Raw genomic sequence first — 24,550 nt, 5'->3', positions numbered from 1 at the left:
TCCTCCACACCTACAACCACCACCGCACCCACACCGCACTCGGAGGCCACCCCCCGATCAGCCGCGTCAACAACCCTGCGGGTCAATACACCTAGGCACTGCCCCGTCAGCCGGCCACGGCCGTCCTCAGCTGTTCCCGGTACGCGCGGGCCGTGGCCACCAGCGCGTCGAGTGCGTCCCTGGTCTGCAGGAGGTCGGCGATATGCGCGGAGAGCCGGTCGCGCTCCTGTGCCATCCGCTCCAGCGCGGCGTCGGAGTTCTCCTTGCTGGGCGCGTCGACGCAGGGCAGCAGTTCGATGATGGTGCGGCTGGACAGTCCTGCGGCGTACAGCCGCTGGATGAACACGACCCGTTCGACCTCGTCGTCCGTGTAGTGCCGCTGCCCGCTGGGACTGCGGGTGCTGGTGAGCAGTCCCTGCTCCTCGTAGTAGCGCACGGACCTGACGCTGACTCCGGCCCGTGACGCGAGCTCCCCGATCCGCACGAAGTCCTCCCGGCTGTGTCCCGCGCCACAGGGCTCGTCTCTGAACAGAGCTTGCCTCTGACATCAATGTGAGGTTTTAGCGTAGCTGCTGTGCCCGAGGTCCGGGCGCGGCGCACCGCGAAGGAGTCCTGACGTGACGACCCTTTTCACCAGCTACCGGCTCGGCGGCCTGACGCTGCCCAACCGGGTGGTCATGGCCCCGATGACCCGGGTACGGGCCGCCGCCGGCGGTCTGGCGACACCGTCGATGGCGGCCTACTACGCCCAGCGGGCCACGGCCGGGCTGATCGTGAGCGAGGGAGTGCAGCCGAGCGCGATCGGGCAGTCCAATCCGGGTACGCCGGGACTGCACACCGACGAGCAGGTCGCCTCATGGCGTCCCGTGACCGCCGCCGTCCATGCCAACGGCGGACGGATCTTCGCCCAGATCATGCACGGCGGCCGGGTCTCGCATCCCGACACCACCGGCATGCGGCCGGTCGGGCCCTCGGCCGTCCCCGCCGTCGGCGAGGTGTTCACTCCGAACGGGCCCCAGCCCGCCCCGACACCGCGCGCCCTGGACACCGCCGAAGTGCCCGAGCACGCGCGGTCGTACGCCGGGGCCGCCCGCCGCGCCGTCGACGCGGGCTTCGACGGCGTGGAGCTGCACGGCGCCAACGGCTATCTGATCTCACAGTTCCTCTCGTCCAACGCCAATCTGCGCACGGACCGCTACGGAGGCCCGGTCGCCAACCGGATCCGGTTCGCCGTCGAGGCCGTCTCCGCCACCGTCGAGGCCGTCGGCGGAGCCAGGACCGGCATCCGGCTCTCACCGGGCGGTACATTCTGGGGAGTTGAGGACACCGACGTCCGCGAGCTCTACACCGCGCTGCTGACCGAGCTCGCCCGCCTCGAACCGGCCTACGTACACCTCGAAGCCACCGCCGACGAAGAGACACTGGTCGCCCTGCGCCGGGCATGGCCGGGCACTCTCGTCATGAACCCGGTGCTCCCGATGGGACCGAAGCAGACCGGCCGCGACGACGCCGACCACTGGCTCGGACTGGGCGCCGACCTCATCAGCTTCGGCCGCGCCTTCATCGCCAATCCCGACCTGGTCGAGCGGCTGCGCGGCGGACTCCCGATCGCCCCGGTGGACGAGGCCACGTACTACCAGGGCGGTGACGCGGGCTACTTGACCTACTCGGCCCACCAGTACGCGGCCTGACTCCGACCGGTGCTGGCGGGAGGACGACCCGTGCCGAAGGGAGGACGGGCATCCGGCCGCAGGGCGACCAGTGGTGTGCCTTCGGCACGGGCCCGCCCTGCGAGCGTCCGTGACAACCGGTCGCCGACGACGGGCGCGAGGGCCTGAGCGTAGGTCTCCGCCACATGGCTGTCGTCGCGGTAGACCAGTGTGTCGTCCACGACGACCGGGCAGTCGCCGTCCGGTGCGCAGAACCAGGGCTCCGGGTCGATGACGGACACTCCGCTGGAGGCCGCCGCCGCGCGGGTCGCTTCTCTGCGGATCGGATCCCGGAAGCTCGTGGCCGTGTCGGTGGCGCAGGTGGTCAGCCGCAGCGGGTAGGACGCGGCGCAGTCGACCGGATCGGACTTGGGCCAGGGGGTATCGAGGAGCGCGACGACCTGGGCACCGGTTGCCGTGAGGCGCTGGAAGGTCCTGCGGTAGCCGGCGGTCCACTCCTGAAGAGGATCGAGCTCGGGGTCCACCAGGGTGCCCGCGTCGGAGGACGACACGATCACCAGGAAAGGGCGCAACCTGTCGATCCTGGCGAGGACGTCGTTCCGCCAGATGTCGCAGGACCGGTAGGGCTTGTGCTGGAGGACGGTGGTCACCGTCGCGGCCTTGCACGACGCCTTGGTCAGCGAGACCAGCCGCCAGTGCCTGGCCCGCGCCAGGCGGTCCAGCGCCGGGAACCACTGGGCGGCATGGGAATCACCGAAGAGCACCACGACCTTGTCGGAGGCCCGGTCGCCGAAGACACACGGCGGAGCGCTCGTGCCGGTGTAGTTCGCATGGCAGCCGTCACGGTAGGCCGCCGAGCGCTTGCTCCTGATCGCGTCGAGTCCCGGCGTGAGGTTGCTCGGCAGGCGCGCGGGCGCGGATCCCAGCAGCTCCGCCAGCCGCCCTTCGGCGTCCGGTGCGGCCCGCAGGGCGTTCTGGAGTACGGGTGCGGGCACGCCGGAGTCGATCGCGGGCGGAAAGGTCCCGGCGAGCAGGACCAGCGAAACGGCGCCCGCCGACAGACCGGCGCCCACGCCCAGCGCGCTGCCCGGCCGGCGGCGCAGAACCGGATGGAACCGTACCGGGTTCTCCACCAGACGGGACGTCGCCCACGCGGCCGGCAGGGCGACGGCCATCAGCGCGAGCAGCAGCGGAAGTTCCGGGCTTCTGCGCAGCGCCATCGGCCCGATGACCAGCAGCGGCCAGTGCCACAGGTACCAGCCGTACGACAGCCCGCCCACCCATACCGCGGGCCGCAACGCGAGCAGACGCCGCGCACCGAACCGGGTCGGGACGCAGCCGCCGGCCAGCACCAGGGCGGTTCCCAGCACCGGCAGCAGCGCGTGGTACCCGGGGAACGGAGTGTCCTGGTCGAAGGTGAACGCGGCGATCAGGACGCAGGCGAGCCCGGTCCAGGTCGCCGCCGCCGCGATCCGGGCCGGGAGTTTCTCCAGCCGGGTGGCGGCCATCGCGAGGAGGGAGCCGGTCCCGAGCTCCCATGCTCGGGTGTGCGGACCGAAGTACGCCCAGGACGGCGAGGTCGCGGTGGTGAGCAGGCTCAGCGCGAAGGAGACCACGGTCAGGACGGCCGTCGGCAGAGCCAGTGGGAATGCGTGCCGCCGTGCCACCGTCCAGCTGACCAGCAGAAGGAGCGGCCACACCAGATAGAACTGCTCCTCGACGGCGAGCGACCAGAAGTGCTGGAACGGCGAAGGCGGGCTGCCCTGGGAGAGATAGTCGGTGCCGGTGGAAGCCAGCCGGATGTTGGCCGCATAGAGGGAACTGCTCAGGGCGTCGCCCACGTAATCGGCGAACCGGACCCTGGACAGATACAGCCACGATCCGGCGAGGGTGGCGATCACGACGACGGTGGCGGCGGGCAGCAGGCGCAGGGCCCGGCGGGCGTAGAACGTCCTGATGGACAGCCGGCCGGTCGAGGAGAGCTCGCGCAGCAGCATCGACGTGATCACGAATCCGGAGATCACGAAGAAGACGTCGACGCCGACGTAGCCGCCGCTGAACCGGGCCACTCCGATGTGGGAGAGGATGACCAGAGACACCGCCAGGGCGCGAAGCCCTTGGATGTCCAGCCGCAGATGCGCGGCGGTGGATTGTCGTGGTGTGGCCAGGCGAGGCAGCTCTGTCGCGGGAGGCGGCGGAAATTCGGTCATGCCCTGAACTGACCTGTGCGCCCGAGCAGTTCCGGTGAGGCAGCTCACAGGACCGATGGGGCCTGGCTCCGCCCGGCGGGCAGCGGAGTGTGACGTGTGTCACGGGAACTGCCCCGTCCGGTCGGCCAGACAGGACAGTGTGGACAGAAACCAGGACACCCAGGACGACGCCGATGGGAACCGTCGTCTGCGGACCCGTATCCGGGACGGTGATGCCGACACGTTCGCGAACCTCTTCGACACGTACGCCCGTTCCGTCTACAACCATGCCTACCGGCTGAACGGAGACTGGTCGCTCGCCGAGGACATCGTGTCGCTGACCTTTCTCGAAGCATGGCGGCTGCGGGAACGGATAGCCGCCGACGGTGGGTCGCTGCGGCCCTGGCTGCTCGGCATCGCCACGAATGTCACCCGTACCCGACGGCGGGCCGCGCGCCGCCACGCGAGCGCGATGGCCAGGCTCCCGCGCGAGGGAACCGTTCCGGATTTTGCCGACGACATCGTCGGCCGGATCGACGACGCCGCCCAGCTCGGCCAGGTGCACACAGCGCTCGCGGCCCTCCGGCGTCCGGAGCGGGAGATCCTCGCGCTGTGCGTCTGGGACGACCTCGACTACGCGGAAGCCGCGCGGACCTTGGGGATACCCGTCGGCACCGTACGGTCCCGGCTCTCCCGCGCACGACGAAAGCTCGCCGCCGCGCTGGAATCCTCCGGTACCGGCAGCGGACAGACAGGAAGCGCACCTGTCCGCATGCCCGAGCCGCTCAGCTCCTCCGCCGTCCTCCGTAAGGAAGCGTCATCATGAGTGCCCTGCCCGAGCGTAACCTTCCGCCTGGCCGTCACAGCGTTCTCAAAAACCATCTGCTCCAGGAGATACAGCTCCACGAGGTACGGCGTGACCAGGCGCATTCTCCGCGCGCCGCCACCTCCGCGCCCGGACGGTGGCTCCGCCCTGGTCTCATGGCCATGGCCACGGCCGCAGTGGTGGCCCTCGCCCTGGCCGTGGTCGGCGTGACCGACGGTCAGCCGGCCTCCGCCCAGGCCGCGGAGCTCCTTCAGAACATCGCCTCCGCCGCGGAACAACAGGACGTTCCGGCGGACATCCGGGACGACCAGTACGTCTATATCAGGAGCACGGTCGCCGCTACCGTCCACGAGGGAAACGGCCCCGGAGTCCTCGCCCCGGTTCACCGCCGCGAAGTCTGGTTCTCCGTCGACGGCTCCCGCCCGGGCCTGCTGAAGGAGAACACTCCGGGCAACCGCCACCAGCCTCTGGGCATCGAGGTGCCGGGCAACAGCAGCAACACCAACTACCGCCACCTCCAGACCCTCCCCACCGCCCCGGACGCCATGCTGCGCTGGCTGCGGAAGACGGCCGGCGGCGGCACGAGCAACAACCAGAAGACCTTCGTGCTGGTGGGAGACCTGGCGGGCGAGTCCCTGATGCCGCCCGCAGTGAGTGCCGCACTCTTCCGCGCCGCCGCCATGATCCCCGGCGTCGAACTCACCCCGAACACCACCGACGCCCTGGGCCGCCGCGGCGTGGCCGTGACACGCACCGATGACGGGATCCGCGAGGAACTCATCTTCGATGTGCGGACCCACGCCTATCTGGGCGAGCGCGAAGTGGCCGTCAAAACAACGAAGGATTTCACCGAAGGACAAACAGTGTCCATTACCGCCATCCAGCAGCGCACGGTGGTCGACAGCCCCGGCCAGCGGCCGTCCTGAAGGCGGGCGGCGCCGGTGGTAACGGATACCCGAGGTGTCATACCCGAGGCGTCAAGAGTCCGCTGCGGGCTCCACCGCGTTGCGCCAGACCGTCAGGTCCACGGTCGCATACGTGCTGTCCGAGTTGTCCGGGGAATATCCTTTCACCGTGACGAGCCCGATATGCCCGGACGCTGTGACAACGCAGATCTGGCTGCCCTTGACCGCGCTCTCCCCCGAGATCTCGTTCGTATAGCGGGTCTCCGAGCGGCAGGTGTCGAGTGACCCGGTCTGCCCGCTCCTGAGCAGCACCAGTGTGTTGCCTTCGGGAGTCGCGAACCCCCAGAACTGCGTGACCCAGTCCGAGCCGAAGCCGAAATCACCGTCGTAGTTGACGCCGCTCTCCGCCTTGTAGGGCTTGGGCGGGTCCTCCGCGAGCGACATGGTGTAGCCATCGGCGATATCGATCGCCTTGTAGCGGGAGGGTTCCGGGTCCGTCGGTGTCGTCGTTTCGGGGCTGGGGCCGCTACTTGTGGACGTCTCCACCGGGTTGCTCCGGCTCCCGCTCCGACTGCTGCTCTGGCTCGGCTGCTTGGGTACATCCGAATCGAGGCCCTGATCCGTCGTCCCGTCGTTCCCCAGGAGCGCGGTGACACCGGCCCCCGCCAGACCGGCCACCAGGACCGCGGCGACCGTGAGCCAAACGCGCTTGTGCCTGACCGACGGCCGCGGGGGGCCGGGCGTGGCCGTGTGGCGGCCGATATCAGCAGCGACGGCGGGCGGGAGCCAGCTCTCGGGACGGCGCAACTCGGTACGCGGCGACGCCTGTCGGCACATGTCGATGACATCGGCGGGCGTGGGGCGCGCTCCGGGATCCTTGGCCAGGCATCGGCTGATCAGCTCGCCCAGCTCCTCCGGCACGCCGGAAAGGCTGGGCTCTTCGTGCACGATGCGGTAGAGCACGGCGTGCGAGGTGCCTTCACCGAAGGCCGGCAGGCCCGTGGCGGCGTAGACGGCGACTTGGCCGAGGGCGAAGACATCCGTGGCGGGCACACAGGCCGCGCCGGAGGCCTGCTCGGGAGTCATGAAAGCGGGCGTGCCGACGATGACGCCGCTGCGCGTCAGCGAGGTGGCGTCGGCGGCACGGGCGATACCGAAGTCGATGACACGCGGCCCGTCGGAGGCCAGCAGGACATTGGACGGCTTGAGATCGCGGTGGACGATGCCGATGCCGTGGATGGCCTGAAGCGCCTCGGCGATCCCGGCGACGGCCAGCGCCACCGCCGGAACCGGCAGCGGCCCGTGCCGGCCGACCGCGACATGTAGCGAGGGCCCCGCCACATAGGCGGTGGCGAGCCAGGGACGCTCGCCTTCCGTGTCGCTGTCGATGACCGGCGCGGTGTACAGGCCCTGCACCTGCTGCGCGGCGCGCACCTCCTGGGTGAACCGGCGACGGAACTCCGGATCCCCGGCCAGTTCCGGGCGGATCACCTTGATGGCCACGGGCCGCCCGCCGGGCGTGTAGGACAGATACACCGTGCCCATGCCGCCTTCCCCCAGCCGGGCACTGATCCGGTACCCCGCGATGGTGGCGGGATCGCCGCCCGCCAGCGGCCGGAACACCTGGTCCGCCCACTGAGTACTCATCAAGTCCCCCTTCCCGCACTGTAGATGCCCACTCGCCGTCGGGCGAACACCGCCGGTGCCGTGCGGCCGTTGCGCTCATTAATGAAAACGATTATCGTCTTACTCGATCGCTTGACCGGCCAAGGTCAAGCGCATACCCACCCTTGGGGGGACATCTGTGTCTGCTCTTCAGCGATTTGTGACGGTTTCAGGTACCGCCTTCGCCGCGCTCGCGATGGCGGGGCTCGCCACGGCCACCGCCGCCGCTCCGGTCGTCCTGTCGTCCGGTCATGTCGACGTCCTGGACGCCGAGTTCGACGGCGCGGCCTTCGATCTGCATGTGCACGATGAATCGGTGACGCCCGACGTCGAGTACGCGCCCGCCGATGTGCGGCTCGATGTGTCGGCCGCCGCCAAGACGGTCAGACCCGCGGGCGCCGCGTACAACTTCCTCGGCGCCGCGGGCTCCACCGTATGGATCCTGCCGCAGGACCAGGCCGCCGCCGCGGCCAAGGGCGTGCTGTGGCCCGGCATCTCCACCGAGCACCTGACCTCCGGTGTGTTCACCAATGACCGTGTGACGTTCACACTCACCGGCGCCGAGTACGACGCCGCGGGCGACGGTGTCTACGAGGACACGACCGCCGATGTCAGTGTGTACGGTGTGTCCGGCTCCGCGGTGACCAAGTTCTACGACGGTGGTGACGGTCTCACCGCGTCCGACTCCCGCTCGTTCCTGACCGGCGCCCACAACCACTACAACTGGGCCTTCGAGGCGGCCGGCACCTACCGGCTCACCTTCCGGGTCAGCGGCACCACCCTCGGCGGTGCCACGCCGTCCGCCACGGCGTCGTACGTCTTCTCCGTCAAGCCGTGACGACCACTCCCAGGATGAACGGGCCGCTGCGTGCCGGGGCCGCGGTCGCGGCCGTGGCGGCCCTGTTCGCCGGAGCGTTCACCGTGGTCGCCGGAGGGAGTACGGCGGCGAGCGCGGCTCCGCTCGCCGTCGTGCTGGACGAGGGCGAGATCGACTTCGCGCCGAGGATCGTGGACGGCACGGTCCAGTTGGGGATCGCCGACCGTACCGGTGGCGGAGGTGGGAGCGCGGTGTGGCGGGAGCCTTCCACGGTGGTCCTGCATGCCAAGCCGGAGACGGAGTACGCGATCGACGGCGCGATGATCGAACCCGTGCCGATGTTCGAGGAGACTCCGGGATATCCGGTCTGGCTCCTCAACGGCGTCGGCTCCGACGACCGCTTCGACCTCGATCCCGGCTGGAGCACCGCCGAACTCCCCGCCGCGCAGGCCGAGTCGGCCGGAGTACGGCTGGCGGAGGTCCAGGGCCCCGGCGACTTCGCCATGTTCTCCTGGGACTGGGCGAACGGTGCCCAGGCCGAACCGCTGCTCGTGGAACGGCTGCCGGAGTACTCGTCGTTCACACTCCCCGACTCCAAGCGATTCACGCCCATGTGGGGCTTCACGGCGGAGGGCGTCTACCGGCTGACCTTCGAGATCTCCGTCGACACCGGAGGCGGTACGCGCGGCGTCGACCGGGAGACCGTCGCCGTCGTGGTCGGTGACGACATCGGTCCCGAGCAGGTGCTGCCCGGCGACGGATCCACGCCGTCGCCCACACCTACACCCACGCCGACACCGACGCTTCCGAAGGGATACGTCATCGACGACGGGCATATCGATCTGGCGACCCGGCTGGTCGGCGGCGGTCTGCGGTTCCAGATCAAGGACGGCGCGTACGAGACGCTGGTGTGGCGCGAGCCGGAGAGTGTTGTCATCCATGTGAAACCGCAGGCCAAGCGGAGGATCGGCGCGGGCTACGAGTTTCTGGGGACGCCCGGCGACCCGGTGTGGTGGCTGCCCGACCAGCAGGTGCCTGGGCTGGTCTGGCCGGGCTGGGGCTCGACGGAGCTGGACCCGGCGGACTTCCGTGGAGATCTGACGTACGAACTGACCGCGGTGCGCGGGCCGGGCCAACTGGCCGTGTTCCAGAACAGCGGCCTCGGCGGGCTCACCAACGTGCTCGACAGCGGCGACGGGCTGCCGGACAGCTTCTCCTTCGCCGCCCATACCCACGCGCACCCGGTATGGGCGTTCACCGAGGAGGGCGTCTACCGGGCGACCTTCACCATGAGCGGCACTCTCGCGAACGGCACGAAGGTCGGCGACAGCGAGACGGTGGCGTTCGCGGTGGGCGACATCGATCCGGCGACGGTCGTACCGGGAGACGGGGACGGGGACGGAAATGGAGACGGCGGCGGAGATGGGGACGGGCCCACCGCCTCGCCCTCTGTGACGCCCTCGGGCTCCTCCGCGCCCGCGCCGTCCGGCTCGACGGACGATTCGGGCGGGTCCGGCCACACGTCGGACGGTCCGCCGGTACCCGGTTCCGACGGAGGACCGGCCGCCGACTCCGGCGGTGCCTCGGGTCCGGACGGTCCGTCCGGCGACTCGTCCGGCGACGGTACGTCCCCGCAGGGCGGACTCGCCGCGACGGGAGCCGGTGTGCTGGTACCTCTCGCGGGAGCCGTCGCCGGTGTCATGGTAGGAGGCATCGCCTTCCTCGCGGTGCGCCGACGCCACCGTACGCCTGTCCCAGGAGCGGACACCGGCAAGGCCTGACACCTGCTCCGGCGCAGGTGCCCCGGGGCAGGGTCGGCGAGGTCCTGCCGGTGCCCTGCCCCGGGGCACATAGCACTCCATATCCAGGAAAGGGAGGAGCCCGATGCGGGCCCCACTCCGCATGTCCGCCGTGCTGGTCGTGGCGTCCGCGCTGCTGACCGCGTGCAGCGGACGCTCACAACCAGGCACGTCCGACGGCGCGTTGACCGTCTCGGCGACCACCGCGATCATCGCGGACCTGGTCGGCCGGGTCGGCGGCGACCGGGTCGACGTGACGTCGATCGTGCCGCACCACGGCGATCCTCATTCGTACGAGCCCAGCCCCGGCGACGCGGTCAAGGTGGCACGGGCCGATCTCGTCTTCAGCAACGGGCTGCTGCTCGAAGAGCCCGGGATCATGAAGATGGTCCACACCAACGCCCGCGAAGGCACACCGAAAGTCGCGATCAGCGAGACGCTGGAGGAGTACGGCGGCTCGGTGATCAAGCTCAAGGAGGACCTCGGGCTCGATGTGCTGTGGCTGGGCTGGGCGGTGGAGGGCGAGGTCGCGGGCGAAGGTTCCCAGGTGCGCACGACCGCCGTCGCTATGACCGGGCCCGGCGATCTGCACGTCTATCTGACGGACACGCTCGGCCATCCCAGGAGCTATATCGACTCCACCGACGGCTTCGACGCCGAGGACTCCTTCACACTGCCGCCCGAGGCCCATACGCATGTCAACTGGTCGTTCAGCAAGCCCGGAACGTACCGGCTGACGGTCGAGGGCCGGACCGAGACGCTCGACGGGAAGACCGCGGAGATCGGCCGCGGCACGGTGACGTTCGAGGTCGGCGGCCCGGTCGGCGGCTCGGTCGGCGGCTCGCCAGCCGGTTCGGATTCGCCGGCGTCACCCGGTGTGTCCGGAGGCCGGACGGTTCTCGACGGCGGGCACGCCGATGTCGCGCTCAACGCCGAGAAGCGGCAGGTGTACGTACGCGTGGACGACCCGAAGACCGGGAAGCGGACCCATCACCCGGCCGACGAGGTGGTGATGTCCGTACCGGACCGGGCCAAGGCGCGGGTGCCGAAGGAGGACGCCTTCCGGTTCCTCGGAACGCCCGGTGCCGATGTGTGGGTGTTGCCGCAGGCCGTGCTGGGCCAGCATGTGCACGGCGACCTGGACCCGCACGCCTGGGAGGACGTGGCCAACGCCGAGGCGTATGTGCGACGCATCGAGGCCGAGCTGATCAAGGCCGATCCCGAGGGCCGCCGGGTCTACGAGGCCAATGCCGGGCGCTACTTGAAGCAGCTCGGCGCGCTGGACCAGGAGGTCGCCCGACAGCTCGCGGCCATCCCGGCGGACCGCCGCAAGCTCATCACCACGCATGACGCCTTCGGCTATCTCGCGAAGGCGTACGCCATGGAGGTCGCGGGCTTCGTCGTACCGGTCCCGAGCCAGGAGCCGAGCGCGGCCGAGGTGCGCGCGCTCGGCGACACCATCCGCGAGAAACAGGTCCCGGCCGTCTTCCTGGAGCCGAATCTCGCGGCACGCGCCGATGTCCTGCGCCGGGTCGCCCAGGACGAGGGCGTACGGATCTGCACCATCTATGGCGACTCGTTCGACAACAAGATCCACGACTACATATCGATGATGCGGCACAACGCACGCGAGCTGGCTCGGTGCCTGGGAAGGACTGCCTGATGGTGATCGGCGGAGGGAACAAGCGAGGCCCATGGGGCGTACGCAGAGGTTCGATCGTGGCGGCAGCCGCCGCCTCGATGGCCGTCGCCGCCGCGGTGATACCGGGAAACGGAGCCGCCGCCCAGTCGGCCACCGGTGCTCCGGAAGCCGCGACGGCGGTTCCGCAGGCGCGGATCACGCTCGGGGAGCAGGGCCTCGGGCTGGGGCGCGGCGGGCTCGTCGTGGTCGACGACACACACCGGACGGTGGTGCCGGACGACACCGCGTACGAGTTCCTCGGCACACCGGGCACACCGGTCTGGGAGATCGCGGACGCGCCGTGGGACACCTCGGGTATCGCGCCGGGCGGTGTACGGGACGACAGCGTGCGCTGGTCGCTCGCCGCGGTGGACGGGCCCGGCACGGTCGCGGTGTACGAGACGACAGGCGCGCGGCCACTGGTGCGGTTCGACAGCGCGGACGGCCTGCCCGACGGCTACGACCTGCCGGCCGGCGCGAGCGGTGACACCCGGTGGGCCTTCGACACGGCCGGGACGTACACACTGACGTTCACCGCGGCTGCTCGGGAGCGGGACGGGAAGGCGCTCACGGCGTCCGTACGGTACGAGGTACGGGTCGGCGACGCCACAACACTCGTACCCGCGACGCCGTCGTCCCGGCCATCCGCTCCACCGGCGGAGAGCCGTGCACCGGAAAGCCGTGCGCCGGAAAGCCGTACTCGCGCACTGACTTCGACGGCGACACGGCTGTCAAAGGCACAGGTGTCGGAGGCGCGGCTTGCCCAGGACACCGCCGACGCGAAGGCCGATACCGCCGAGAAGGTGCTCGACAACGGGCACATCGACTTCGCGGCCCGGATCGTCGACGGGAAGATGCAGATCCACATCAAGGACGGCACGGTGGCCGGGAAGACGGTCTGGCGGGAGCCGTCGTCGGTGGTCCTGCATGTCAAGCCCGCCGCGAAGAAGGAGATCCCGGACGGCGACGACTTCGCGTTCCTCGGCAGGCCGGGCGACCCGGTGTGGCTGCTCGACCAGGTTCAGCAGGACGGGCTGCTGTGGCCCGGCTGGTCCACGGAGAACATCGAGCCGGGCAGGACGAAGGGCGCCGTCGGGTTCAAGCTGGCCAAGGCCGAAGGACCCGGTGTCTTCGCGCTCTACAACTACGACGGGATGTCCGGCGCGACCATCCGTTTCAACAGCGGGGACGGCGTCCCCGACACCTTCGACGTACCGCAGAACACCCACGCGCACGGCGGCTGGGCCTTCGGCAAGGAGGGCGTGTACCGGCTGACGTTCACCATGTCGGGCACACTCGCGAACGGATCCTCGGTCAGCGACACGGAGACGGTGACCTTCGTAGTGGGAGCCACCGACCCGGACACGGTCCGGCCGGGCGGCGGCTCGGGGAATCCGGGTGACGCGTCGCCCGGTTCGCCGGGCGGCGGGCAGTCGGGAGCGAACTCAAGCGACACCGGTGAGGCTTCCGCTGTCCATGACGGCGGCGGCGGTGGTGACGGTGACGGGAAGCAGGGATCGATGGCGCATACCGGGGCCGATGGTCCTCTGCTGATCGGCGCGACCGCGGCCGGGCTCGCCGTACTGGGCACGGGCTTTGTGGTCGCGACGCGGCGCGGCCGGCGGGAGACAGCGTGACAGGCGACGGACTCGACACATCCGCCCGTCCGTCCGAGGACGTTCCCGCGCCCGCGCCGCTGACCGTCGACGCCGTCTCCGTACGGCTCGGCGGGCGGCTCGCCGTGTGCGAGGCCGGGCTCGTGGTGCGCGAGGGCGAACTCGTCGGACTGCTCGGGCCGAACGGCGCCGGGAAGACGACGCTGCTACGGGCCGTCCTGGGCCTGCTGCCGCTGGCATCCGGCACCATCACCGCGCGGGCGCGTATCGGCTATGTACCCCAACGGCACGAGTTCGCCTGGGACTTCCCGGTCGATGTGGCAGGTGCCGTGCTGTCGGGACGTACCCGGCAGATCGGCTGGCTGCGGCGAGCCGGAGCGCGCGACCGGGCCGCGGCCGACGAGGCGCTGGAGCGTACGGGACTGACCGCGCTGCGGCGGCGGCCCGTCGGCGAGCTGTCGGGCGGACAGCGGCAGCGGGTCCTGGTGGCCCGCGCTCTGGCCACCGAGCCGGACGTACTGCTGCTGGACGAGCCGTTCACCGGAGTCGACGTACCGACACAGGATGTGCTCGGCGCCCTGTTCGCGAGGCTGGCACAGGAGAGACGGGCGCTGCTGATGACCACCCACGATCTGGCCGCGGCGGCCCGCTCCTGCACCCGTGTGGTGCTGCTCAACCGGAGTGTGGTGGCCGAGGGCGGTCCCGAACTGCTCTCGGACCCGGAACAGATGCTGCGGGCCTTCGGGCTGGACCGCGCGATCGGCGCCACCCAGGACAAGGCGGTGACGGTGTGATGGAGTTCCTGCTGGAACCCTGGGAGCTTCCGTTCATGCAGCGGGCGTTCGCGGTCGCCGCGGTCGTCGGGCTGGTGTGCGGTGTCGTCGGTGTGTTCGTGGTGCTGCGCGGAATGGCCTTCATCGGTGACGCGGTGGCACACTCCGCGTTCCCGGGAGTGGCACTCGCGTACGCGTTCAACGGCAATCTGCTGCTCGGCGGCGCAGCCGCCGGAATCACCACCGCCGTGCTCATCGCGGTCGTCTCACAGAACCGGCGGCTGAAGGAGGACACCGTCATCGGTGTGTTCTTCGCGTTCGCGTTCGGGCTCGGCATCGTCCTCGTATCGACACGGGACAGCTGGACGACGGACCTGTCGTCGTTCCTCTTCGGACAGGTGCTGGCGGTGAGTTCGGGCGATGTGTGGACGGTGGCCGGGATCGGCGCGGTGCTTGTCGCGCTGGTGCTGGCACTGCGTAAGGAACTGGTCGCCGTTTCCCTGGACCGGGAGACGGCACGGGCGGCGGGACTGCCCGTACTGCGGCTGGATCTGACGCTGTACATCGTCGTCACGGCGACGATCGTGATGTCGCTGGAGGCCGTCGGCAATATCCTCGTCCTTGCTCTGCTCATCACTCCGGCCGCGACAGCACGCATGCTGACGGAGCGGTTGTGGGCGATGACACTACTGGCGTCGGCGATCGGCTGCGCCGGGAGTGTGGCCGGGCTCTATGTGTCGTACGCCTATGACCTCGCGGCCGGAGGATCGGTCGTGGTGGTGCTCACAGGCGTGTTCGCGGTCGTATGGTGCCTGGCACCACGGCACGGCCCCCTGGCCAGAGCGCTGCGGCTGCGGAGGGGCCGTACGGCGGCGATCTCATCACCGACAGTGTGATGCGGCTTCTGCTGTTCGTCCTGCGGTCGGTCACTTCATCGAGATCGAGGTGTCCAGATACTCGTTGGTGACGAGGGCGTCGGCGGCGAGACCGCTCTTGACCGTGATGTGCTGCTTCTTGACGACCGGTGCCATGTCGCTGATGAGCTGGGTGACACGGTCGGTGTCGAAGCTGCCCACCACACCGTCGGTGCCGGCGGCCAGGATGCCGTTGTCCTTCATAAAGGCAACGGAGTAGGCGTCCTGAGCGGGTGTCAGTGTGGTCGGGCTCTTGGCCTCGGTCGCGTACTTCTCCATGGTCGCGTTCATCGGCTCCGGATTCGTCGTGTAGCTGACGACGGCCTTCTGGATCATGGGCACGAGCGCCTTCAGACAGGAGTCGTACTTCGTCTTGTTCGTCGGCATGACGGACAGGGAGTTCTCGTACGTCGTGTAGCCGCCGTCGGCGAGCGGGAGACTGCTGAGAGTCTTGCCCCACTGCTTGAGGTGCTCGAACCGGTAGGTCGTGGCATCGGCGTAGTCGATGATCATGTCCTTGCCGCCCGCGGTGATGAAGCGTCCGGGCGAGCCGTCGTAACTGTAGTCGAGCTGGCCGGACTTAAGGCTGCCGTTCGCGACCAGGAGATTGCTGGAGGCGTCCTCGCCGGCCTTGAGCACGGTGGCGCCTGTCTTGGCCACGTCGGCGATGGACTTGACGTCGGGATAGGTCGCCGGGTCGTAGACGATCGCCTTGGGGCTCTTCTGCAAGGTGGCGACGACCGCGATCACGGGCTGCTTGTCCGAGACCTCGATGGCGTCGTCCGTGCTGACCTCGCCGAGCAGGATCGAGGGATCCTGGTAGAGACGTGCCATGACGGACTGGTTGCCGAGGAACGGGCCGCCGGCCAGGACCGAGACGGTCACACCGCCGACCTCGCCGCTGTATGTGCCGTTGTCGGTGTTGATCGTCCCGTTGGGCCCGACGAGCTGATAGAGCGCGCCCTTGGACGGCTGCGGGTACCAGCTCGACTGGATCTTCACGGTGCTCGGACAGATACCGGCGAGCGGTCCGCTGCCGGTGGGCGCCGTGCCGGCAGTGTCGGCCGTGTCACTCGAACCGCTTCCGCAAGCGGCGAGCAGCATGATGCCCGCCGAGGCGACCGCGAGGGACGCGGATCGCTGGAGGCCGCGGGCGGTGCGCGCATTGGTGTGCATGTTCTCTCCTGATGAGAGCAGGTCAGGTCGGGACGGGAGTGTCCGGATCCGGGTACGCGGGGGGTAAGGAGTGACGGCATGTATGGCGGAGGAGAGGTGCGGTGCGGTGTTCAGTCGTCGGAGCGCGTCGCGGTCGAGGTCTCCCACCGGCCGATGGTGAGCTTGCGGACGAGTCCGACCGTCCAGAACACCGCGAGACCGAAGGCGCAGGTGACGAGCAGTGCCGCGTAGAGCCGTTCGGACTGGAGGTTGGCCGAGTAGTTCTGAAGGAGGCCGCCGATGCCGGGCTGTCCCTGGCGGATGAAGAAGTCGGTGACGATGGAGGCGATGACCGACAGTCCCGCCGAGATCCGCAGCCCGGTGAAGATCGCCGGCAGGGCGCCGGGAAGCCGCAGGCGGACGAGACGTACGCGACGTGACCGGTTGTGCAGCCGCACCAGGTCATGCAGGGCGGCGTCACCGGACTGCAGCCCGAACAGCGCGTTGGTCGTGATGGGGAAGAGCGAGACCAGCGTCGCCACGATGATGCGGCTCTGCTCGTTGAACCCGAACCAGAAGCCGATCAGCGGTACGAGGGCCAGGAACGGGATCGTCTGGAGCGCGACGGCGAACGGGTAGAACGACCGCTCGATCCAGCGGGCCTCGCTCATCGTGATGGCGAAGACCAGGCCGATGACGGTGGAGAGCGCGAACGCGATGAGCGAGACGGTGCCGCTCGACAGGAGCCCCTGGAGGATCTCCTTGAGGTTGGCCCAGTCGAGGAAGCCGACCTTCACGACCTCGTGCGGCGGAGGAAGGATGAAGCGCTGTGTCTCGCTGAGGCCGAAGTACGCCAGCAGATACCAGATCCCGATGGCGGTCGCGCCCACGAGGGCGGGTGGGCCGGCGACGACGAGGAAGTTCCCGACGCGGGCCCGGCGTCGCCTGGTGGAGGGAAGGATGACCCGTGGTTCCTTCGGGACGCCGACGGCGGACTCGGCCGGAGGTGTCGCCTGGACCGGGGAGGCGGTGGTCATGTGCTCACTCCTCGCAGACACTCGGAGATCTCATGGGCGATGGCGCCGAACTCCTCGCCGTAGCGGAGGTGCGGCGACCGTGGGTAGTCGAACGGGATGTCGAACTCACCGATCACGCGTCCCGGACGAGGCGCCATGACGACGACACGCGACGAGAGATACACGGCCTCGGAGATCGAGTGGGTCACGAACATGGCCGTGAACCGGCGTTCCGCGTAGAGCTTCAGCACCTCGTCGTTGAGCCGCTCGCGGGTGATCGCGTCGAGCGCGCCGAAGGGCTCGTCGAACATGAACGGATTGGGGTTCAGCGTGAGCGACCGGGCCAGCGAGACGCGCATCTTCATGCCGCCGGACAGTGTCTTCGGGTAGTTGTCCTCGAATCCGCCGAGGCCGACGAGATCGATGGCCTCCTGGGCGAGCCGGCGCCGGCGGGCCTTGGGCAGGCCCTCCAACTGGGCGAGCAGCTCGACATTGCGCGCGACCGTACGCCACGGCATGAGTGTCGCGTCCTGGAAGATATATCCGAGCGAGTCGAACCTGGTCTCGACACGGCCCTCGCTGATCGGGCTGAGGCCCGCGGCGATCCGCAACAGCGTCGACTTGCCGCAGCCCGACGGCCCGACGAGCGAGACGAACTCCCCGGGCCTGATGGAGAGATCGAGGTCGCTCAGGGCCACGGTGCCGTCGGCGAACCGCTTGGTGAGTCCGGAGAACTTCACGATCGGCTCGACGGACTTGTCGAGCGGAGCCGGATGCCGGCCGGCCTGTTGCTGCCGCACCGGTCCCCGGCCGTCTTGTGTCGTGTCCATCGGCAGGATGTTCGTCATTCGTCGTGTCCGCCTCTGCGTGTACGTGTATGCAGCTGAGGTCCCGCTTTGTCTAATGAATTTTGTATCCCAAACTCGGGTGAGGGTTTCTGCCGAGTAAACTTTGAGGTAACTGCTTCAGGAGTGGCGTTCGCCGCCCGGTCGGGCGCCCGGCCCAGCGGAGTTCAGGGCTCCGTCGGCGGCCGGAACGCGAACAGGACGCCCTCGTCGGACCACGGCCGGCCGTCGCCGTCGAAGCGGTGCACGGCCACCAGCCAGGAGCGGTCGGCGGCCCACACGAGCGACACCGGAGTGAAGTCGGCGTCGGCGAACGCGGCCAGCACGTCGTCGGCATCCTCGATGGAGTCGCCGTACGTCGTCCAGATCACCGACCCGGCGGGTGCGACGAGTTCGCCGAGGCGGCCGATCGTATGCCGGGCGTCCTTGAGGCCGATGTTCGCGAAGACGCCGCACATCAGCAGCAGTTCGGCCGGGACATGACCGGCGTACGACGCCGCCGCGCCGGCGTCCGCCACGACGACATCGACCGTGGTGAGTGCGGTGCTGCCGAGGGCACCGTGCAGGAATGACGCGTTCAGCGGTTCGAGTTCGATCATCAGGGCGTCGATGTCATGACCGCGCGGGTGGTCGATGAGGACGGGAAGAAGGTCCCGCGACTGTCCGGAGCAGGCGCTGACCGCGGTGAGACGGCCTGGTGGCGCCGCGTCCAGAGCGGCGGAGATCGCCTCCTGCACCTGCTCAAGACGGTCGGTCTCGACCGTGTGGAGCTGGTCGTACGGCGCGTGCCACGCGTACCAGTCGTAGTCGCTGAGCGGCATGGGAGTTCAGGCCCGCTCTGCGGCGAGCCCGAGGCGCTGGAGCCGGTCGTGGGCCGTCCCGGGAATCACGCATTCGAGCTGCTGTGCGTTGAGGGCGGCCATTCCGGCGATCTGCTTCGTCGCGGCATGCTCCTTCTCGAAGGCGGACATCGAGGTGAACGAGGCCTCGATGACCAGGTGGTGCAGACCGCCGAAGGCCGGCGCCCAGATCGCGTAGGGCGTCAGCCCGGCCGCGATCAGCAGCGCGTTCTTCTGCTCCTGGAGCCGGGTGAACGTGGGCAGGGTGCCGAACGCGAGGTTGCGCAGGATCTGGTGGCGGTAGGTCATCTCGGTCACGGTCCGATCGCTTTCGGGAGGTGTCTTCACAGGAGGTGTGGTCATGGCGTCCGCAGGCGGGAAGTCACGGTGTCCGCAGATGGGGCACGGCGACCCAGCCCTGGTCGAACGGCGTGGTGAAGAAGTTGTGGACGCGCATATGGGCGATGAGCCATCGCCCGTCCACCCGGGCGAAGTCGTTGTCGTAGGACCCGGCGATCCACAGCGGCTGGTCGCCGCGGTAGGTGCAGGCCTGGAAGTACATGAACTGTCCGCGGGCCGTTTCGCCGGACACCTCGACCGCGGGATTGGTCACGAAGTGCGCCGAGAACGGCATGCGTTCGACGTTGCGGTCGAACTTGGTGATGAGCGCCGGACGTCCAACGGCGGCCCATTCCGGGTTCCCGTGAGGTCCGACGCTCTGCCAGCGCCCGTCCTCGGTGAACAGCGCGGCGACCTTGGAGCCTTTGTCCTGGTGGGCGTCGGTGGCCGCCATGTAACCGACCATGAGGGCGTTGATCTCCTCGCGGGATTCGAGCAGATCGAGCCGGGCGAGGACGGCGGACAGATCGGTCGGAGTGGCGAGGTCGGTGGCGGTCGGAGTGGCGGTCGGAGTGGCGAGGTCGGTCACAGCGTGTCCAGTGCCTTCTGATAGCGCTCCACGAGCCAGGCGTTGAGCTGAGGGATGTTGGACTCCATCCAGGACAGAGGTCCGCGTGGCGCGTACCGCGAGCGGAGCCCCTGCTGGAGGGCCGCGGTCGTCACGGCGTCCTGATGGATCGCGAGCGACTTGCGGTCCAGGAACTTCTCGTAGGCCTCGTGGAAGCCCGGCTCCTCGACGGCCGACTTGGGATAGAGGTTGACCCGTCGCAGGTCCATCGAGCCGGGCCCGTTCGGATGAATCATCGCGAGCTGTACGAACGTCGGCTGGAGGATCGAGAAGAGCATGGGCGGGATGGAGGCGAACATGACGCGCCTGCGCTGCTCATCGGTCAGGCCCGGGATGATGGACGTGGTCCGCTTGCCGTCGGTGCTGGCCAGGCCGGCGTTCTCGTCCAGCAGATACGTCGGGTGCATGACCTGTCCGTCGCCGCGCTCGAAGTCGTAGAAGCGCGCGTTCTTGGCCGGAGCGGCCTCGTGCACGCCGCGGTGCACATAGCTCGTGTGGTACGGCTCAAGAGCGTTGTCGTGGTGGATCTTCCAGTTCCACTTCTGGTCCTCGAAAACGGAGGCCGGCATCGGGACCAGCTCCTCCAGCCCGAAGGTCGACAGCTCCTCGTCCATCCGTGCCACGCTCGCGGCCAGAGGCGCGGCATTGTCGTCAAAGTTGATGAACACCAGGCCGTGGAAGATCTCATGGCGGATCTGGGGCAGGCGGATCGTCTCGCGCAGGCGCTTGACGGGCACCGTCTCGGTCATGGACGGAGCCGCCGCCAGCCGGCCGTCCAGGTCGAAGGCCCAGTTGTGGTACGGGCACTTCATGACCCGGCCGGAGAGGCATGGCGCCGCCGCGCCGCGGCCCTCGCCGGCGAGTCCGCCGAACAGTGGCTGGCCACGGTGTTGGCACACCGCCGACATCACCCGGACATGGCCGCTGAGGTCGCGCAGCATGACGATCGGCTCGTCGAGGATCGTCAGCGGCAGCTGGTTGCCGGGCTCGGGGACCTCGTTGACATGGCCGATGCACAGCCACTCCCGGTGGAAGATGGCTTCCTTCTCGAACTCCCAGAAGTCCGTGCTCGTATAGACGGCCGGTGGCAGGAGCCGTGCCGTGGCGACCGGGTCGGTGGTGTGGTCGATGTCGGCCATCACGGCCCGGGCCGCGGCCAGGGCATGGTCACTGATCGGGAGTGTCGTACTCATGTGTCTCCTCTTCGCCGCCGAAATGATCCGTATCTTGTATCCAAACTAGTGGCCCTGGATTACCTCTCTGTGAAATCGCGTCATGACAGGCGTCCGGGATCTCGTCGGCTTCTCCAGGACGTCGATGACCGACCATGCGGTGATCTCCGACGTCCGTCCGCCCGAGGCGGGCGAGACGGTGTTCTCGATGGCGAAGTCGTAGCGGCCGACGGGTGACGACAGCTCGATCCGATGCCGGGTGGACGTCGCGTCAGGATCGGCGACGATGACGACCTCGACGTTGTCGAGGCCCGTCGTCGCGAGCGCCAGGGCGACGGAGGAGTTGGAGGTGAGCGGATAGGCGAGGGCCGCCTCGCGTGCGGAGCCTCGGAAGACCACGGCGGGCTCGGTCAAGGTGGCGCTCATGCCGAGAGCCGCCGGCCTCTTGGTGGTGGTGTGCCGCACCGTCACCTCGGGTACCGCAGGGCCGCCCGCCGTACAGTCCGATGTACCGACCGATGTACGGCCCGGTGTACGGACCGACGCGCGGTACGCCGCGCCGAGGATGTCGAGGCCGCCGATCGCTCCGGCCGGCACCAGGACATCCGCGCCGAGTACGGCGCCGCGCCGGCGCAGGTCGAACTCGACGGAACGATCGGCGAGGATGCCGCAGGAACAGAGCACGATCCGCAGTCCGGCGTCGAGCGCACGAGGGAGAAGCACGCGCGCTGCCGCGGCGGTGCTGGCCTCGACCAGGAGGTCGGCCGACCGCAGCGCCTCGCCGATCATGGTGTCGTCGCTGGACGAGTCGAGTACGGCCACGAGTTCGCAGCCCGCGACGCGGCCGGCGCCGAGCTCGGCCGCGACTCGTCCGCCGATCGTGCCCGTGCCGGCGACGGCGATACGCCATGTCATGACGCGACCGCCGTCGCGTCCCACCGCGGATCGGCGGCGGCCGAGAGGAGGTCAGGCCCGAGACGGACCAGGGTGTGGGCGGACCGGGCGCCGAGCGGCGGGAGCTCCGCTCCTTCGCGCAGGACACCGCGGTCGGAGATCTCCCACTTGGGTGCCGTCACGGCGGCGCCCATCCGCGCCGGGCCGTCGAGCAGGTCGGGACAGGTCAGCTGGTCGATGACCTGGGCGTTCCAGGGAACCTGCTGAGCGCCACCGGGTGTGGCGCCGAGGACCCATGACCGCGTCGCGTCCTTCAAGGCCCAGGCGTGGAGCGTCGTAAGTGGCCGCTGACCTGGGCGAGGTGCGTTGGGATGGTCCGCCTCGAAGGTGAATCCGCGTCCGGCGCGGTTGGCCAGGACGAGGTCGTCGCCCGGGAGGACCAGCCCGCTGCCGTACTGCGGGAACGAGTTGGAGTGGACGATCACCACGGCGTTGCCGTCCGCGTCGGCGGCCGACACGGTCGATGTCCCTTCGGCCGTCAGCGCCGGCTGGAGCCCGCCTCGGGCCAGGGCCGCGAGAGCCTGCGCCACCGCGTCCGGCGAGGTGGGAGCACCGCGGTCGACACGGTGCTCGCGGTCGAACGTCCGCGTGAGGGCGATCCCGTAGCTCGGGCCGTTGGTCGCCCAGAGGCGGCCGTGCTCCGACTCCACGCTGTGCGCGCGTTCCTCGATCACCTCGACGGTGCCGAGGTCGTCCAAGCCCAGGACACCTCCGTGCTCCTGGACATAGCCGACGAGACGTCGGCCGAGCTCGCCGGCGAAGAGGTCCGATCCGTCGTGGACGAACCGCTCCAGCACTCCCGCGAGACCGGGCATCCGCACGACCTCGCCCTCGGCGAGTGGGCCCGTCGCCGGGAAGCACCGGCCGCCGTCGGGCTGGTAGCGCGTCAGCGTCGCGAGCGACTCCTCGGTCAGGAGCACGTTCAGCCGCGACCATGGGAAGCCCCGTCGCGCCAGCGCGACCGCGGGCGAGACGAGACGTTCCCGGCTCATCCTGCCGAGCGCGCCGAGGTGGGCGTATCCCGCCGGCGCGCCGGGAACACCGACCGACAACGGGCCGGTCGCGGGGACCTGCCAATTACGTGCCGCCACTGCGGCGTAAAGGCCGGCCGGAGCGCCGCCCAACGCGATGACGGAGACCGGCTCCTCGTCGTCGGCGGTTACATACAACGCCACGAGGTCACCGGCGAGGCCGCACTTGGACGGCATCACGACGGTCTCGGCGAAGGCGGCTGCGAGGGCGGCGTCAAAGGCGTTGCCGCCGTCCAGCAACGCGGCGAGCCCGATACCACTGGCCGTCCGTGAGCCCGAGGCCACGGCGCCGAGCGTCCCGGAAGCCACCGCGCGTCGCGCGATCGTGCGTGTCGGCACGCTCATGCGTCCGACTGGCTGGGAGCGTGATCGTCCAACTGACCGAGAGCGTAGTGGCGCAGCTCGATCGTGTTGCCGTCAGGATCATCGACGTACACAAGATCGCCGGGCCCGCGCGCTCCCCAGCGGCGGAAAGGACCTTCAACCGTCTCGAAGACCCCGGAGTCGCGCAGAGCGACGAAGTCGATCGGCTCCACCTCGATGGCGAAGTGGGACACGTTCTTGCCGGTGGCCTCCACACGCGCGTCGAGGTCGATGATCGTGCCCGGGCACACCTCGACCGAAGGGAACGGGACCGTTCCCGCGCGGAACTCGTCGAGCCGGTGCACCAAGAAGCCGAACTTCTCGACGTACCAGGCCACGGAGGCCTCGGGATCCTTCACGCGCAGGACGATGTGGTCCAGTCGCTTCACGGCCACGGCGGCGCCCTCGCGGGCGGGGATGGAAGAGTACGTAGTCGTCATGGGCATTTTGTATCCAAAAGACATCACGGCTGACGACGACTCGTGTTAAACCCATGTGTCCGCTCCGGGCCTGGCGGACCGCGCCGGCCTCGTACGTGCGACGCCCGGACGCACGGACGCCCGGAGGAATGTCCCTCCGGGCGTCCGTGCGTGACGTGGTGTCGGTCAGCCTTGGGCCGCTTCGACGGGCTGCGGTCCGCCCTGGTTCGCGTGGCGCTGCTGGAGATGGCGACGCATCAGCAGCACCGCGAGCTCGGCGTCCCGGTCGAGTGCCGCCTGGATGATCGCCGCGTGCTCGTCCCACGACTGATTGACCGCCGTGCTCTTGCCTCCGACCAGATGGTGCGCCTGATTGCGTACGGAGCGCAGTGTGTCGGCCAGGAAGCGTGAGCCGCCGCCGGAGGCGAGCAGTTCATGGAACTGGTCGTTCAGCGCGTTGATCCTGTCGTGATCGGTGGCCGCGGCAGCGGTGCGCCCTTCCTCAAGCGTCACGCGCAGGGCGGACATCGTCGCCTCGTCGGCACGTTCCACGGTGCGCTGGACCGCGATCAGTTCGAGCGCCAGCCGGATCTCCCGGACGATACGCAGCTCGTCCCGGTCGAGCTCGACAACTCGTACTCCACGGCGCGGAAGCGCCTCCAGCAGGCCCTCCGCCTCCAGACGGCGGAACGCCTCGCGCACAGGGTGGCGGGAGACCCCGAGACGCTCGGAGATCGTGGCCTCGCTCAGGCGCTCGCCGGGACGCAGTTCGCCGTCGAGGATGAGCCGACGCATCTCATCGGCCGTCTCGTCACGGAGGGAACGATGACGAGATCCCACTGATGACATAGGTGACTCCTCGGCACAACGGGCATTGAATACAAGATACAACCGAGGCTACCGTGTTCGAGCCGTCGACGTCTCCCCCGCAACC

23 protein-coding genes are annotated in these 24,550 nt (G+C 69.2%); 9 read left to right on the top strand and 14 right to left on the bottom strand.

The window, feature by feature from the left end; genetic code table 11:
• Window positions 1–106: 106 nt before the first annotated feature.
• Complete coding sequence (locus tag ACFV6H_RS27800; protein ID WP_385547244.1) at window positions 107–484, bottom strand: MerR family transcriptional regulator; 378 nt, start codon at window positions 482–484, stop codon at window positions 107–109.
• A 133-nt stretch (window positions 485–617) separates the two neighbouring features.
• Between ACFV6H_RS27800 and ACFV6H_RS27795 the strand changes: the two genes are divergently transcribed.
• Window positions 618–1,691, top strand: a complete 1,074-nt coding sequence (locus ACFV6H_RS27795; protein ID WP_385547241.1) for an alkene reductase — start codon at window positions 618–620, stop codon at window positions 1,689–1,691.
• Here the strand turns inward: ACFV6H_RS27795 and ACFV6H_RS27790 are convergent.
• Window positions 1,664–3,880, bottom strand: a complete 2,217-nt coding sequence (locus ACFV6H_RS27790) for an acyltransferase family protein (RefSeq protein WP_385547238.1) — start codon at window positions 3,878–3,880, stop codon at window positions 1,664–1,666. The genes ACFV6H_RS27795 and ACFV6H_RS27790 overlap by 28 nt on opposite strands.
• Window positions 3,881–4,019: 139 nt before the next feature.
• Here ACFV6H_RS27790 and ACFV6H_RS27785 point away from each other — a divergent pair, with 139 nt between their 5' ends.
• Window positions 4,020–4,685, top strand: coding sequence for an RNA polymerase sigma factor (locus tag ACFV6H_RS27785; protein ID WP_385547235.1), 666 nt, complete (start codon window positions 4,020–4,022; stop codon window positions 4,683–4,685).
• The gene (locus ACFV6H_RS27780) at window positions 4,682–5,611 is read left to right on the top strand and encodes a CU044_5270 family protein (RefSeq protein ID WP_385547232.1); all 930 of its coding nucleotides are present in this window, start codon (window positions 4,682–4,684) and stop codon (window positions 5,609–5,611) included. Before ACFV6H_RS27785 ends, ACFV6H_RS27780 begins: the two co-directional genes overlap by 4 nt.
• Before the next feature lie 51 nt (window positions 5,612–5,662).
• Here the strand turns inward: ACFV6H_RS27780 and ACFV6H_RS27775 are convergent, their stop codons facing one another.
• Window positions 5,663–7,237: a serine/threonine-protein kinase gene (locus tag ACFV6H_RS27775; protein WP_385547229.1), complete on the bottom strand. Its 1,575-nt coding sequence runs from the start codon at window positions 7,235–7,237 to the stop codon at window positions 5,663–5,665.
• A 178-nt stretch (window positions 7,238–7,415) separates the two neighbouring features.
• Here ACFV6H_RS27775 and ACFV6H_RS27770 point away from each other — a divergent pair, with 178 nt between their 5' ends.
• From ACFV6H_RS27770 to ACFV6H_RS27745, 6 genes are all read left to right on the top strand, one after another.
• Window positions 7,416–8,093 (top strand): choice-of-anchor M domain-containing protein, encoded by a 678-nt coding sequence (locus ACFV6H_RS27770; RefSeq protein WP_385547226.1) that lies wholly within the window; start codon window positions 7,416–7,418, stop codon window positions 8,091–8,093.
• The gene (locus ACFV6H_RS27765; RefSeq protein ID WP_385547224.1) at window positions 8,090–9,853 is read left to right on the top strand and encodes a choice-of-anchor M domain-containing protein; all 1,764 of its coding nucleotides are present in this window, start codon (window positions 8,090–8,092) and stop codon (window positions 9,851–9,853) included. The genes ACFV6H_RS27770 and ACFV6H_RS27765 overlap by 4 nt, the downstream gene beginning before the upstream one ends.
• A gap of 103 nt (window positions 9,854–9,956) precedes the next feature.
• Window positions 9,957–11,534, top strand: coding sequence for an anchored repeat ABC transporter, substrate-binding protein (locus ACFV6H_RS27760; RefSeq protein WP_385547221.1), 1,578 nt, complete (start codon window positions 9,957–9,959; stop codon window positions 11,532–11,534).
• Window positions 11,534–13,189: a TIGR03773 family transporter-associated surface protein gene (locus ACFV6H_RS27755; RefSeq protein WP_385547218.1), complete on the top strand. Its 1,656-nt coding sequence runs from the start codon at window positions 11,534–11,536 to the stop codon at window positions 13,187–13,189. The genes ACFV6H_RS27760 and ACFV6H_RS27755 overlap by 1 nt, the downstream gene beginning before the upstream one ends.
• Window positions 13,186–13,962, top strand: coding sequence for an anchored repeat-type ABC transporter ATP-binding subunit (locus tag ACFV6H_RS27750; RefSeq protein ID WP_385547215.1), 777 nt, complete (start codon window positions 13,186–13,188; stop codon window positions 13,960–13,962). The genes ACFV6H_RS27755 and ACFV6H_RS27750 overlap by 4 nt, the downstream gene beginning before the upstream one ends.
• Window positions 13,962–14,837: an anchored repeat-type ABC transporter permease subunit gene (locus ACFV6H_RS27745; protein WP_385547264.1), complete on the top strand. Its 876-nt coding sequence runs from the start codon at window positions 13,962–13,964 to the stop codon at window positions 14,835–14,837. Before ACFV6H_RS27750 ends, ACFV6H_RS27745 begins: the two co-directional genes overlap by 1 nt.
• A 30-nt stretch (window positions 14,838–14,867) precedes the next feature.
• Here the strand turns inward: ACFV6H_RS27745 and ACFV6H_RS27740 are convergent, their stop codons facing one another.
• The 11 genes from ACFV6H_RS27740 to ACFV6H_RS27690 form a co-directional block, all read right to left on the bottom strand.
• A complete protein-coding gene (locus ACFV6H_RS27740; protein ID WP_385547212.1) occupies window positions 14,868–16,031 on the bottom strand; it encodes a hypothetical protein in 1,164 nt (387 codons plus the stop codon).
• A gap of 110 nt (window positions 16,032–16,141) precedes the next feature.
• On the bottom strand, window positions 16,142–17,047 hold the full coding sequence (locus ACFV6H_RS27735) for an ABC transporter permease (protein WP_385547209.1): 906 nt from the start codon (window positions 17,045–17,047) through the stop codon (window positions 16,142–16,144).
• Window positions 17,044–17,856, bottom strand: a complete 813-nt coding sequence (locus tag ACFV6H_RS27730) for an ABC transporter ATP-binding protein (RefSeq protein ID WP_385547206.1) — start codon at window positions 17,854–17,856, stop codon at window positions 17,044–17,046. Before ACFV6H_RS27730 ends, ACFV6H_RS27735 begins: the two co-directional genes overlap by 4 nt.
• 182 nt (window positions 17,857–18,038) lie before the next feature.
• Window positions 18,039–18,692: a hypothetical protein gene (locus ACFV6H_RS27725; protein ID WP_385547203.1), complete on the bottom strand. Its 654-nt coding sequence runs from the start codon at window positions 18,690–18,692 to the stop codon at window positions 18,039–18,041.
• Between the two features lie 6 nt (window positions 18,693–18,698).
• Window positions 18,699–19,019 (bottom strand): hypothetical protein, encoded by a 321-nt coding sequence (locus ACFV6H_RS27720; protein ID WP_384975335.1) that lies wholly within the window; start codon window positions 19,017–19,019, stop codon window positions 18,699–18,701.
• A 73-nt stretch (window positions 19,020–19,092) separates the two neighbouring features.
• A complete protein-coding gene (locus ACFV6H_RS27715) occupies window positions 19,093–19,638 on the bottom strand; it encodes a nuclear transport factor 2 family protein (protein WP_385547200.1) in 546 nt (181 codons plus the stop codon).
• Window positions 19,635–20,870 (bottom strand): aromatic ring-hydroxylating dioxygenase subunit alpha, encoded by a 1,236-nt coding sequence (locus tag ACFV6H_RS27710; RefSeq protein ID WP_385547198.1) that lies wholly within the window; start codon window positions 20,868–20,870, stop codon window positions 19,635–19,637. Before ACFV6H_RS27710 ends, ACFV6H_RS27715 begins: the two co-directional genes overlap by 4 nt.
• A 45-nt stretch (window positions 20,871–20,915) precedes the next feature.
• Window positions 20,916–21,764 carry an aspartate dehydrogenase domain-containing protein gene (locus ACFV6H_RS27705; RefSeq protein WP_385547196.1) on the bottom strand — a complete coding sequence of 283 codons (849 nt, stop codon included), beginning with the start codon at window positions 21,762–21,764 and terminating at the stop codon, window positions 20,916–20,918.
• Window positions 21,761–23,179, bottom strand: a complete 1,419-nt coding sequence (locus tag ACFV6H_RS27700) for a gamma-glutamyltransferase (protein WP_385547193.1) — start codon at window positions 23,177–23,179, stop codon at window positions 21,761–21,763. Before ACFV6H_RS27700 ends, ACFV6H_RS27705 begins: the two co-directional genes overlap by 4 nt.
• Window positions 23,176–23,637 (bottom strand): VOC family protein, encoded by a 462-nt coding sequence (locus ACFV6H_RS27695; protein WP_093596876.1) that lies wholly within the window; start codon window positions 23,635–23,637, stop codon window positions 23,176–23,178. The genes ACFV6H_RS27700 and ACFV6H_RS27695 overlap by 4 nt, the downstream gene beginning before the upstream one ends.
• A 165-nt stretch (window positions 23,638–23,802) precedes the next feature.
• Window positions 23,803–24,465 (bottom strand): GntR family transcriptional regulator, encoded by a 663-nt coding sequence (locus ACFV6H_RS27690; protein ID WP_384789674.1) that lies wholly within the window; start codon window positions 24,463–24,465, stop codon window positions 23,803–23,805.
• Between the last annotated feature and the right edge of the window lie 85 nt (window positions 24,466–24,550).

This window comes from Streptomyces sp. NPDC059743, from assembly GCF_042732975.1.
GTDB lineage: Bacteria > Actinomycetota > Actinomycetes > Streptomycetales > Streptomycetaceae > Streptomyces.
This window is presented reverse-complemented; position numbering and strand designations above follow the sequence as displayed.